Annotated in this window: 7 protein-coding genes; 4 read left to right on the plus strand and 3 right to left on the minus strand. The window is 42.5% G+C overall.

The features are described from left to right. Positions 1-86 precede the first annotated feature (86 nt). Together LCH52_04920 and LCH52_04925 are read left to right on the plus strand one after the other, a co-directional pair. Positions 87-1,934 carry a M1 family metallopeptidase gene (locus tag LCH52_04920; GenBank protein ID MCA0387818.1) on the plus strand — a complete coding sequence of 616 codons (1,848 nt, stop codon included), beginning with the start codon at positions 87-89 and terminating at the stop codon, positions 1,932-1,934. A 90-nt stretch (positions 1,935-2,024) separates the two neighbouring features. Then, complete coding sequence (locus LCH52_04925) at positions 2,025-3,167, plus strand: methionine aminotransferase (protein MCA0387819.1); 1,143 nt, start codon at positions 2,025-2,027, stop codon at positions 3,165-3,167. 179 nt (positions 3,168-3,346) lie between these two features. Here the strand turns inward: LCH52_04925 and LCH52_04930 are convergent, their stop codons facing one another. Then, positions 3,347-4,240: a hypothetical protein gene (locus tag LCH52_04930; protein MCA0387820.1), complete on the minus strand. Its 894-nt coding sequence runs from the start codon at positions 4,238-4,240 to the stop codon at positions 3,347-3,349. After that, positions 4,240-5,868, minus strand: a complete 1,629-nt coding sequence (gene bshC, locus LCH52_04935) for a bacillithiol biosynthesis cysteine-adding enzyme BshC (GenBank protein MCA0387821.1) — start codon at positions 5,866-5,868, stop codon at positions 4,240-4,242. Before bshC ends, LCH52_04930 begins: the two co-directional genes overlap by 1 nt. 180 nt (positions 5,869-6,048) lie before the next feature. On the opposite strand from bshC, the gene LCH52_04940 reads away from it, so the two are divergent. Further along, positions 6,049-9,819, plus strand: a complete 3,771-nt coding sequence (locus LCH52_04940; protein MCA0387822.1) for a T9SS type A sorting domain-containing protein — start codon at positions 6,049-6,051, stop codon at positions 9,817-9,819. Between the two features lie 340 nt (positions 9,820-10,159). Next, positions 10,160-10,747: a c-type cytochrome gene (locus LCH52_04945; GenBank protein ID MCA0387823.1), complete on the plus strand. Its 588-nt coding sequence runs from the start codon at positions 10,160-10,162 to the stop codon at positions 10,745-10,747. Between the two features lie 58 nt (positions 10,748-10,805). Here the strand turns inward: LCH52_04945 and LCH52_04950 are convergent, their stop codons facing one another. Further along, entirely contained in the window at positions 10,806-13,760 is a 2,955-nt protein-coding gene (locus LCH52_04950) for a xanthan lyase (protein MCA0387824.1), read from the minus strand. Positions 13,761-13,795 lie beyond the last annotated feature (35 nt).

The raw sequence follows: 13,795 nt of genomic DNA on the forward strand, positions 1-13,795 counted from the left end.
TAGTTTTATAACCGTTCGTCAATTAGTTTTGTTGAAATTGCGGGTCTGTGCATAATTTGGGATTCGATTTAATTAAGGATTTCAAGATGCCAAGACCCGTTTTTTCAATATTGTTGTTTTTACTCCTCTATATCCCCTCAATCGTAGCCCAAAATTCAGATCTCTTTATTTTCCGTGAATTTCAAAATGCTGTAAAGAAGGGCACGCGCACCCTTGACGGTGTTCCGGGTGAAAAATACTGGACCAATTCTGCAAAATATAACATCAAAGCCTCACTCGAACCGGTAACGGGGAAAATAAGCGGAAGTGAAATAATAGAATATTCAAACAACAGTCCCGATGATCTTAAATCTCTCGTTTTCAATCTCTATCCTGATGTCTATAAAAAAGGTGCACAAAGAAATGTAAAATTTCAACCCGAAGATATAACTGACGGCATGATAATTCATGAACTGAAAATAAATGGAGCTGATATACCCGCAGCCAAAATCCAGCGAAACAAAGCAATCGGGTTCGTAAAACTGTCTGAACCCGTTAAGAAAGGTACTTCTGCGAAAATTGAAGTCAAATGGGAATTTACCATGCCCAAAAATCCCGATGACAGAATCGGAACTTATGGTGATTCATCTTATTTCGTTGCATATTGGTACCCGCAAGTGGCAGTTTACGACGACATTTCAGGCTGGGATATGATCGGATATGAAGGTGAACACGAGTTTTACACCGACAACAACAGTTTTGAAGTGGAGCTGAATGTACCAAACGGGATACTTGTTTGGGCAACCGGTGACCTCAAAAATGGTGCAGAAATCTATTCCAAAGAGTGCCTCAAGAAACTGGATGATCTCAAAAACCATGACAATGTAACCATCATTTGCGAACCCGGTCAGGTAAAGAATATTTTGTTGCCGGGTAAAACTCACACATGGAAGTATCTCGCAAAAGATGTGCCAGACTTCAGTTTTACAGTGGCAAATGCCGTTAGATGGGAAGCTGTGAATCTGAAACTTGAAAACGGGAAAAGGAATATCCTTATCAACTCAGTTTATTCACCCGGCGACTCTCTCACTCCCGAAGTAACAGGGCTGTCGAAGCACATAATAAAATATTTTTCGGAAGTTTTTCCGGCAGTCCCCTATCCTTACAATTACATGACTGTCTTCAACGGAAGTGGTGGTATGGAATTTCCGATGATGGTAAACCAGGACACCGAGAATGACCGTTGGCTGACCACCTATGTTACCACACATGAAATCGCCCACATGTATTTCCCGTTTCTTACCGGTACAAATGAAAAACGGTTTTCATGGCTCGACGAAGGGATGGCTGTTTACCTCCCTCTGAGTGAACAGACAAATATCTTCCCAGGATTGAAATACGATGAAATCAGTGCGGCAAACCTAAGCAGAAACATGGGGACTCAAAGTGATGTTCCTTTGATGGTGCCTTCCACATTTGTATATGGTCCGGCACATATGACGGGTGCCTATTCCAAATCGGGCATCGCATTCCTGATTCTTGAAGATATCATTGGTAAAGATGCCATGCGTACTGCTCTGCAGTCTTTTATCAAAACCTGGACGCACAAACACCCGACTCCTTACGATTTTTTCTTCTCGATAAATAAATCAACGGGTAAAAACCTCGACTGGTTTTGGAAACCATGGTTCTTCGAGTTTGGTTATCCTTCCCTGATCTTAAACGACAGCGAGGCAAACACCAAAAGAAAATTTGAGGTGATCAAAAAAGGTAACTGCCCTGTTCCGATCCACCTTGAAATTGAATACACCGACGGCTCAAAAGAAACTGTAACCAGAACTGCTGAAGTTTGGAAGAATGGAGAGAAATCAGTAACTTTCGATCTCAAAGGAAATAAAGAAGTCAAGAAAATTTCCCTTGGATCACCCAAAATACCAAATGCAGTAATCCAATAATGCAGTAATGCAGTAATATTTCTCGATTATTGAATTATTGGATTATTGCATTATTGCATTATTGGATTATTGAATTATTGGATTAAAAAAATGAAAAGTAAACTTCCCGGCGCACCCGTGTCAATTTTTGCAGTGATGTCAGCTTTGGCACGGGAGCATAATGCCATCAATTTATCGCAGGGTTTCCCTGATTTTGATCTCGATCCTGAGCTTATTGAGTTGATGGACAGGAATATGCACGCCGGGAACAATCAGTATGCACCGATGACGGGGGTGCAGCAATTGCGGGAAGTGATCTCGGAAAAGATATTCAGAGACTATGGTCGGCATTATGACCCCAACAGTGAGATAAACATCACTTCAGGTGCCACACAGGCACTCTTTACTTCATTTAATTCGTTCGTTTTTCCGGGCGATGAGGTTATTGTAATTGAACCGGCATACGATTCATACATCCCGTCCATTATATTGAATGGCGGAATCCCCGTTGCAATACCCCTTTATGACAATTTCAGATATGACTGGGACAGAATAAAATCAGCGGTCACTCCGAAAACAAGGATGATCGTGCTGAACTCTCCTCACAATCCTCTCGGTACCGTTTTTCACGATGACGATATTTCTGCGCTTGTTGAGATCACAAAAGATAGTGATATCATGATTCTCTCCGATGAGGTTTATGAGCATATAATTTTTGACGGACGAAAACATTTAAGTATGGCGAGGTATCCGGAACTTGCGGAGAGGTCAATTGTAATTTCATCATTCGGCAAAACTTTTCACGCAACTGGGTGGAAAGTGGGATATATAGCTGCTCCCGCAAAATTTATTTCGGAATTTAGAAAAATTCATCAGTTTACAGTGTTTGCGGTGAATACTCCGGCACAAATGTCCTATGCAGAATTTCTCAAAGACCCCGATCATTACCTCCATCTGAACGAATTTTATCAGAAAAAGCGGGATTATCTTAACAGCTTCTTCCGGAATTCCGGATTAAAATTCACCCCGGCGGAAGGAACCTACTTTCAGATTTATGACTATTCCGAATATTCAGAAGATGACGATTTCACTTTTGCAAAGAAATTGACAGCAGATGCAGGTACTGCGGTTATTCCACTTTCACCGTTTTATTCAACCGGAAGTGATGCAAAAATGATCCGTGTTTGTTTTGCAAAAAAAGATGAGATTCTTGAGGAGGGTGCAAAAAGAATTCTGAATTATTTAAAAAAGTAGATTACACTTAAATTTCAATGTGGTTTTGGGTTCTGTCGGCAGGCCAATCGGGACGATTGTCGCTCCTTTTCCCAAATTTCAAACTTCATACCTCAAACTTCTGACTTCAAAATTTCAAACTTCATACCTCAAACTTCTGACTTCAAACATCAGTAATTCATCCTTCATCCTTCAAAATTTCATTTTATTTCAAGCAGATCCAGCATACTTGTTTTGAGGAATTTTGTGAAGTTGCCCGTAAGAAAAACGAGATCACTGTGGGTGAGTGGTGTTTTAATAACTACTATTCGATTGTAAATCAGGTCATCCTTTGTGAGATTTTCCTCATCGGTATTCAGATGGGGGATCTGAGCATCCTGAAGCCGTTGCAGCATCCTCATTGTCCCGTCACGGGTGCCCGATCCTTCGGTCCAAATGCTTATCAGCTTGCCATCGAAAGTCATCAACCAGTCCAGATATTCATCCACATAGCCATAAGTGGCATCAAAAAGGTAAACATCCCGTATCTGGTGGGTTACACCTCCCTGACGGAGAATTTTGGAGAGCACTCTGACACCACCCGAGTGGCACGCGATTACGATTTTGCCAGGGATTGTCTCTTCGATCTCTTTCCGCCCCTTCAGAGAATCCATTATTTCAGTTAACAGACTGAGAAAACCGTTTTCCCGCTCAAGCTTTCCATAATAAGAATCGGCTGCATTCTTGGGTCCTTCGGGTATCACAAAAATCGCATTTTTTCGGGCTTCCAAAAACTGGTCAAGCATTCGGAAACCGCCCAAAACTCCATCAACGGTATTGTACCAGCCGTGAAAATAGAATACAAAATCGACACTGTTCGTAAATTTATAGCCGGGGGGAACATAAACCGCAACTGTATTGTCGTCATAGTGCCCCGAGTATGGAAGTCCGTTGTATCCGTTGGCTCTCCCCTCTTCGGGGAATGGTGCATTTTCCAGACGGAATTTGTACAGTCTTCCTGGTTCACTTTGTGCAAAAAACGGGTTCGATGCAAGAGTAAAAAGAGATAATACAAAATAAAGCGTTAATGCTACAGTAGATTTTCTTCTTGTCACTACAGGAACACCACCTGGTGATCGAATGATTCGCCGTCCAGTTTTTCCATCAGATATTCGTAAAAACCAAGGCCATATTTATTTGCAAAATAGAAGTAGTTAATCTCTCTTTCCTGCAAATTGTCATTTGGCAGTATCATGGAATAACTTTTTTGTAACTGGTTCATTGTACTCTCATGCTTCCGTAATCTGGCAGCCTCAGCCTTACCTTTTAGCTCAACCAGATATTGCAGAGTCCTTTGCTTGTTCTTTTCGACAGGATCACCCAGAGTCTTTTCGATTTCAGAAAGATAATCTTTCAGATCATCAAAAATATTTGCCATCCTGTTTTCGGCAACTTCAAACTTCCCTTCTATGTCGTACTCGGAGATCATGGAAGCAACTTTGTTGAATATCTCTCCTTTTAACTCGAAATAATCATTGATGGTTAAATCAAATTTCTGTGAAAGAGTCTGAACACTTTTTTCCACTATAGTCGCACTTATTCTGGGCCAGGCCATCGGGGTTGCCAGATTGAATGCTTTGTAAAGTTGTACAATCTGTGCAAAATAGGATATCTCGGCAGGTCCACCGACATAAAAAGCCGTCGGGAAGAGCCAGTCCTGACATACAGGTCTTAAGATCACATTTGCACTAAACATCTCAGGTGAACTTTCAAGAAGCTGTAACAGCTCATCTTTTGAAAATTTGACCTTTTTCCGTTTCAATCTGAATTCGTTGTTCTCAAGAGGATCAAGGAGGTATCGCCCGTTTTCATTATTCACAAAAAGATTGATCGGACGGATTTTCACCTGGGCATGATATTCTTCGTCGAGTCCGGCGCTTATGGTTATAAGTTTGGTGGCGTGTGCCCTGTAGTTTTCAAGCTCATGTTTGAATACCGGAATTAAAAGTTTCTTGACATCATTTGCCTGAGGATTAAATATTAAAAGCCCGTACTTGTCAAAAAACTTGAACATCATTTCACTGAACGCCTCAGCGACAGATTTACCGGGACGGTAAATTGATGAGATGTAGTGGATAACATCCTGAGTAAATTCTGTCGGTCGCAGTGCCCCTTCCAGACCGGATATAAAGTCCTCTATCTCCTTCTCAAGGCGTATTCCGCCAACGCTTCCCGCTTCTTTTTCACCTTCTTCCTCAACCTTGTAGGCGATGGTTTCAACTTTGTTTTCGTTGTTAAGAAGGTTGATCGAACTGATTTCCTCGAAGTCGTGATCGTCTCCGGCAAGCCAGAAGACAGGAACAAAATTGAAATCAGGGTATTTTGCTGTGAGATGTGCAGCCAGTTTGATTGCTGTAATGGTTTTGTAAATCGTGTAGAGTGGCCCTCCGGCAAGTCCCAGTTGCTGCCCGGTGACTATCGCAAGCGTGTTCCGCTCTTCCAAAAGTTTAATATTTTGCGAAGTTTTGGCGGATATTCTCTTGCTGATATACTGATTTTTTATCGTCTGTGTGACCTGTTTGCGGTCAGAAGGATACTTGGAGAGAACATCTCTGAAATGTGGCTCATAAATTGCTTCGTTTCTGAAGTCCTTGATGTAATATTTGGCAACTTTTTTGAAGTTGTAAAGATAATCAAGAAACAGAGGCGATTGCCCGGGAATCTCTTTAAAATTGATTTTCATTTTAAAAACTTTAAATTTTATGATTACTAAAATAGCTATTTAAGTGGTAAATGTTTCCTCTCCCGAAATATGTGCATTTAATCACCTCCATGTCTACATTTATTTTTGCTCACAATTTTTAAAATGCTTAATTTAGGTTAACATTTCACTTCAATTATTTATGGAAGGAGCCAACAAAACATGGCCTTTTTACGCACTTCTCTGCTATCCATACTGCTCACCGGCATGATTCTTGCCCAGGGTACAGGTGGAGAAACAGAAAGAGACTTGTCAAAATACTGGACGAGATTAGCTCTTGACCAGAATTTTGCAACGGCTGCAGGAGATAATTCGTTTATCTATGTCCCTGCTCCAAATATTAACCGCTATGTCCGTGTAACCGGTGCAGAAGCGACTTTATACCCCAATTTCAGACCTTTTCCAACTACCAACTCAACTCAATCCGAGCTTAGTATTGATGTTCATCCGTTAAATATGAATATCCTGCTTCTTTCTGCAAACTCCACTTCATGGTCGGGTTCATCGGTTGGTACATTATATGGTACCGGTACCTACCTGACTACCAATGGTGGAACAAACTGGCAGGGCTGGGATGATCCTCCATACGGAAGAAACTCAGGTGATCCTGTTTCAGTAATTGCTCCTAATGGTTACATGCATGTTGGCTACATTCACAACAGTGGCGGCCAGGGTGTTGCCACTTCATCAAACAACGGTGTTAACTGGACTACCTCACAAGCCGGTGCAAACCCTTCAAGCTCAGCAGACCTTCTTGATAAAAACCATATGACTGCTGATAAAGTACCCGGAAGCCCCTATGCTAACAGACTTTATGATGCATGGACTGCCTTCCTGACCGGAAGCCCGAATAACAACAATATCGAACTTGTTTACTCAAGCAACAACGGTACAAGCTGGAGCACTCCAAAAAACATCTCCGGAAACCTTAACGCCGGCAGCCATTGCCAGGGTGTTAATCTTTCCACAGGTCCCAATGGTGAAGTTTACGCTACTTTTGCAGTTTACGACCAATGGGGTGCCGGTGTTTATGGTGAGGATGCCATTGGATTCGCCAAGTCAACTGATGGCGGCGTTACATGGACACCTGCTACCAAAGCCTACCAGGCTGCCAATTTTGGTATCCGCGGAAACTTGAAACCGACATCAATCAGAGTTTCATCTTTCCCATCCATGGCTGTTGACAGAAGTAACGGACCGGGAAGAGGAAACATCTACATCACCTGGCCACAAAAAGGTGTAGCACCTGCCGGCAGTGATCCTGATATCGTGATGATAAAGTCAACCAACGGTGGTACCACATGGTCAACCCCTGTTCGCGTTAACAATGATCCGATGAACAATGCAAAAGATCAGTATTATCCATGGGCTACAGTTGATCAGACCACAGGTCATGTTTATGCAGTTTGGTACGACAGCCGCGACATGAGCAATGACTCCGCAACTGTTTACATGGGAAGATCAATGGATTTCGGAGCAACCTTCGAAAACATTAAAATCTCAGACTCAAAATTCAAACCTAAAGCCATCAGCGGTCTCGCAGGCGGCTACCAGGGTGACTACATCGGTATCGCTGCAAAAGACAATACCGTTTGGGCTTACTGGGCTGACGACAGAACCAATGTTTATCAGGGTTGGGTTGGTAAAGCCACTTTTGGTCCTACAATCAACCATACAGCTCTCGGTAACACAGAAAATCTTGCCGGTCCTTATGTAGTAAATGCAGTAATCGAATCAACCATCCCTCTTACAACCAATGGCGTGAAAGTTTATTGGGGAAGAGGAACCGCCGGTGAAATTACAGATTCACTTATAATGACCAACCCTTCAGGTAACAACTGGACAGGTTCCATCCCCGGAAACGGCCAGCCTGCTACCTACAACTATTACATCAAAGCTGAAGACAACACTGGTGGCGTCTCCACATTCCCAGCAGGCGCACCTTCAAATAAACTTAGCTTTGTTGTTGCAACTGACACTGAAGCTCCCGTGGTTACACACTCGGTTATCGGTGACCAGTACAGAGAAACATGGCCTGTTACTTTGAATGCCACCATCAATGACAATATCGGAATCGACAGTGCTTATGTTGTTTACAAGATAAACACATCAGGCACAATGAGAAGATTCAACCTCTCGGCAGGAACCGGTAATGCCTACTCGGGTGCTTTCAATATTGACACTTCACAAATTGTTCTCGGTGATACTCTCTACTATAGAATCGTTGCCAAAGATGCCGGTGCCGCTCATACCGCAGGTTACCATCCATCATCGACAACTTTCAATTCATTCAAATTCGTTCCTGACAACACTCTTCCTGTAGTTAATCATACTCCTCTTAGAGATGTTGCAAAAGTAAGATGGCCTGCAAAGGTTTCTGCTTCAGCAACTGATAACCTGGGTATCTTTTCTGCAACTGTTGAATACGCAAAAAATAATGGTACCCTAAATCAGTTCACATTGACCAACACTTCAGGCAGTCTTTATGAAGGATTCTTCAATCTTGACAGCACTCAGGTAGCGGTTGGCGACAGTATCCAGTACAGAATCAAAGTTGTGGACAATTCTACAAACAGAAATACTGTTTACTTCCCTGCTTCAGGAACATTACAGTTTAAGGTAATTAACACACTCGGCATTATTCTCGTTCTTGATGATGATGTTGTTATGGCAGAAAGAACCACTTCATCCAAAGGAAAAGGTGACGAAATCACACCTCTTGGTGCTTCAGGAAACATTATCAGCACTACTCTTACCAGCGAAGGTTACCTCGTTGACAAGATCAATTTTGCATCACTCGATACAACCACTTTGAATAATTACGATGTAGTAGTTCTTACTTCCGGTGCAAAAACCGGTGCCATGTTCGATGATCTGGCAAAGAGAACTGCGATTGTTAACTACTCACTTCGTGGTGGAAAGACCCTCATTGAAGGTGGTGAAGTCGGATACATCTATCGTTCATCAGGAACGACAACTGACAAGGATCCTTATTTCAGAACCAATCTTCTCCAGTGCTCAACCTGGGTTTCTGATATGTCAGGTACAGGTCTTCTTCGCAAGATTGACCCGAATCACCAGATGTTCACAGTTCCAAACTTGATCGCCGACTCACTCGCTTTCACAGGTACCTCTTATGGAGACCGTGATGCCATGAGAATCATTCCTAACAAGCCGGGTGTCTACAAAATTGCAGGATGGTATCCAACTTATCGCGATACTGCCGGTATCATTCTTTATTCACCATCAAACAACCCGTCAAATGTAAGAAATGCATTCTTTACCTTCTCTCTCGGTACTATGGTAAACCAGACCATGGCTGCGAAGTTGATCGTAAATACTCTGAATTTCATGATGAGTGGTGGTGGAAATATTCCTGTTGAACTTACATCATTCAATGCAAATGCAGATGCAAATTCTGTACTGCTTACTTGGACAACAGCTACCGAGCTCAATAACCAGGGATTCAGCGTTGAAAGAAAGAAAGCAGGCGGTTCATTTACCAGTGCCGGATTTATTGCCGGTAGAGGAAATACCCTTGAACCAAGTGCTTATTCATTTGTTGATAAATCACTCGAAGCAGGCAAATATACCTACAGACTGAAACAAGTGGATTTCGATGGTACAATCAAATATTCAAATGAAATTGAAGTGGAAGTTGGTTCTCCTTCAGTATTCGCTTTGGAACAGAACTATCCTAATCCTTTCAACCCCTCAACCGTAATCAAATATTCGATTCCTGTTGACGGATTTGTAAATCTCACAATCTACAACACTATTGGTGAGAAGATCAAAACAATCGTTTCCTCTGTACAGAAAGCCGGAAGCTATGAAGTTTCATTTGATGCCTCAAAACTCGCTTCAGGTGTTTATATCTACAGACTTGAATCAGGTTCCTTCTCATCAGTAAAGAAAATGATTCTCAACAAATAGTTTTCAGTTCGAACTAATAATTCATAACTAAAAACTAATAATTTTAAAAAGGCTGCTCATTTGGTTGGGCAGCCTTTTTTATTGTCAAATATCCTCCGGAATTATTCACTCATCATTTAATACTTTCATTTAATTATTAATAATGCTGCCGGTCAAGATCTTTGCGGACTAATTGAAAATTTTTCATAATTTTGTAATCGAAAAACGATGTATCCGGGAGAAAGGCAATAATCAGTTTTAATATACCAGTTGAACCACCCATTACCGGATTCAATCGTCAGTTTAATCATTATTACATCATCAACTTTCTTTTCAAAGAAAAATTTCAGGAGAGATTCTTATGAAGAAAAGTCTTTATTCACTCCTTGCCGTCGCCATGTTGACTACAGTTGTCATAACAGGATGCAAAGCCAAGGAAGAAAAATCACCGGCAGCACCAACACCAACCTCCCAGGAAGACCTCGTAAAAAGAGGAAAATACCTCGTAGACATTGCAGGATGCAACGACTGCCACAGTCCCAAAGTTTTTGGCCCGAAAGGTCCCTCACCCGATCCAAACCTTCTCCTTTCAGGACACCCCGAAAATGTACCTCTTGATGCAATCGACAAGAATGCTCTAAAATCATGGGTACTGTTCAACGGAATGAACACGGCAGCGGTAGGACCGTGGGGAGTTTCATTTGCAGCAAACATTACTTCGGACGAGACAGGAATAGGTACCTGGACAGAACAACAGTTTATCAAAGCGATGAGAGAAGGAAAATACAAAGGACTTGACAACACGAGACCGCTCCTTCCCCCAATGCCATGGCCATCGTATGCCAACATGACAGATGAAGACTTAAAAGCGGTATTTGCATTTCTGAAGACAACAAAACCCGTCAGAAATTCTGTACCTGCCCCAATTGCAATAAAGGATATAAAATAAACCGAAAAGGGCTGCCTGATAACCGGGCAGCCCTTTTTCTTATCTCCAAACCAACCCGCTACATCCCGAGATATTCCAACACGAGCTTCATGAATTTGTCCCTCTGCTCAGGAATAATAATTGTTTCAAAGGGAAAGCCAGATACAATAGATTTACGCAAACCTCGATAGCCCACCACTGCGCTGTTTGTATTTTCCGCATATCGAAGAAGTGTTTCCCCCTCCTTTTCCGGATTTATCGCTTCAGGGGCTTCGACCCGGTAAATTTTATCTGAGTGAAGTGTATTAAATTCGAACTTCTCCCCAGCAAAAATACCGGCGTTGCTCACTCCAAATACCCTGCCCGATGTCGATGCGAAATGAGTGCCGAGTTTTGATTTGAGCACTTCTGATCCAAATTTAACAGTCATTGAATCCACCTCCAGTTCAGAACCAGTATACGCCCCGCTGATAAAAAGCGATTTCCCCCCCGCAAGGTAAGTGGTCAGAAGATTCATCATGTTTGGTGTAAACAATCTGAAATTTTCAGATTTTACCGGTTCCAGTCCCAGCGATATTTCTGATCTTTTCTCTTCTCCTGCAATTATATCGACCAGATCGAATTTTTGCAGATCCACTTCACCCGATTCAACAGATTCATCACTTGTGCCGCTGAAAGAGAAACCCGCATTCAGAATTGATTCACCGTGAATTGCGGGATAATCGAATGTATTTCCGGCAATTACTTTGCATTCCATATTCGACTTGGAGGCTCCGAACCCGGGTGCATCATTCGATTTGAAATCGGATGCCCGATCAAAATCAACCTGCTCTCCGGTGAAGGCAACATCTTTGTTCAGTTGAACACCCTCGTCAAAATTAAACTGAAATCCCTCAAAACCCGGTTTTTCGATTATCTTTGGCGCATCAAGCCTGTCAAAAGAGTTGACCACGAGAATTTTTCGGGACTTGTTTTTCCCCAAACCCGCAGCCAGAATTTCTGAAGGGAAACTCTCTCCGCCACTGTTGACTGCACAAACCTTGTAGCTGACAACCTGACCGACAGGGATCTGTTTGTCCGTGAATTGTGGTTCATAAGTGAACCTGCCATTGTCAAATCCGCCATTTCCGACTCTGCGGTAAACTACATATCCCGTTGGCGTTGCGGTTGGTTCAAGAGGGTCTTCCACAGGTTTCCAGCTTAACTTCACATCTTCACCGTCAAGTATCGCAGAAAAATTATTCACAGGAAGCGGTTGAACTGCAAAACGGCTTGAATTTGACGAACTGATAAATCTCAGCATTCCTTTGTAAATTGCCCTGGCTACAGCAAACTTGAATGAAGGCTGCCAGAAAAATTTCATTTCTGCAAAATTTTGGTGTGACAACAGTTCGAGCAGAATACCGGGTACATTCCCTCTTACTGCTTCTGCGTAATTGGCATCCATAAGTTCTCTGCGGGTCCACTTCCTGTCGAACAGTAATTTAATGTCATCAACAATCTGACTTTGCACGATGTCTGCCAGGTCGCGGTTTGCCATCCTCGATCTTCCACCGGGGAAATATGTCGTATCCATCCCGACAGAACTGTAGATCATCAAGGTGCCTACAACCGAGTCACTTCCGAGAACACCCGCATCAGTATGCCATGCAAGTGACAAATCGACGGGTATTTTTAATCCCTCTTCACTCCTGTTTTTGTTCGGTCCTGCCGGACTTCCGCTAAGCCAATTGACATATTCACTTCTGGCTCTGTAATCATCAGTATAATCATCAATGTTCTTGTGAAGATTATACACAAGAGTATCGTTCACACCGAGGTACTGGAGATAATACCGCGCAGCTTCAGCAAATTTAGGTCTGCCACTCGTTTTTCCATTCCTTTTAATTACTCCCGTGCCGCCACCAAACCGTACCGCGTCTGAAGTTACAACTCCCTGCTCATTACTTTTATCTGAAACTTTTACACACGCACCGTTTTTGTCTTTACCCTGTTTAAATTTGAATGTCCCCAGATATACCCATGTGCCCCAACCTGCAGTCTGGTCAACTTTAAACGAAGTGCTCCCGCCGGCATGATTGACTGTATAGGTGGCATCCGAAACATTTTTACCGTCAGCGTCTTTTCCATATGATACATAAACTGCATATTCTCCCGTTTCGGGTATTGACGGTACATAAAACAAAGGATTTGACTCTTCCTTTTTTGTCCCGGCTCTTTGATAACTTCCGAGGCTGAATGGGTTAACATTTGCTTCGTAACCTTCTTTTTGAAAAAGAAATCCCTTGCCGGTTTTTTCCCACTCGGAACTGTTCTCAACAATGACATCACCGGTGCCACCATCGGCATCAACCACCACTTCATTTGTCTGAAAATCCCGTTCCCGGGGTAAAAAGACTCCCGCTCCTGCATTCTCGAGCATCGGTACCAGATATGGAATCACTATCGAAGTGGTTAGCAGGTCTTCCACAGTTCCCCAGAGCCTTGCCCTCTGCCACTGCCAGCGATCATCTTCGTGGCTGTAGTACCACCCGTGCGAATTCCAGACAACTACATTTCGACCAAAAAGCCCGTTCTCAATTATAAAAGGTTGATCGAGTTTTTTAACCAGTTGAAATGGTGGTCGCACTGCAGGCAGTCTGCTCTTATCAATGTCACTCTTCACTCTGTAATAATTCGGTACCATTTCCTTTAATTCAAAAGGACCGAGATAAATCTTCAATCCGTTCTTTGCATAACCGTTGGCATCCTTAAAATCCATAAACGACTTTGTCATGGTCGTTATATTTTCCTCTCTGATGACTTTACCTGATGCCCGGCGATTCAGACCAATTACGAGTTCGCCGCCGGCAGTTAAATAAACAGTATCCACTCTCGCCGCTGCAGGCAGATTATATTTGGCAAAATCTTTTTTCAGCTCGGCAACAAGTTTTTTTCTAAATTCAGCAACTCCATTGTCACCCTGATTTTGTGCTCTCAAAGGCAGAATTAAAAACAACAGGAGAGAAAAAACTATAATTTTTACACATTTCATTTATATCGGCTCGTTTTATATTTAAGAACTCAATT

The sequence above is a fragment of the Bacteroidota bacterium genome, assembly GCA_020161395.1.
GTDB lineage: Bacteria > Bacteroidota > Ignavibacteria > Ignavibacteriales > Ignavibacteriaceae > UTCHB3.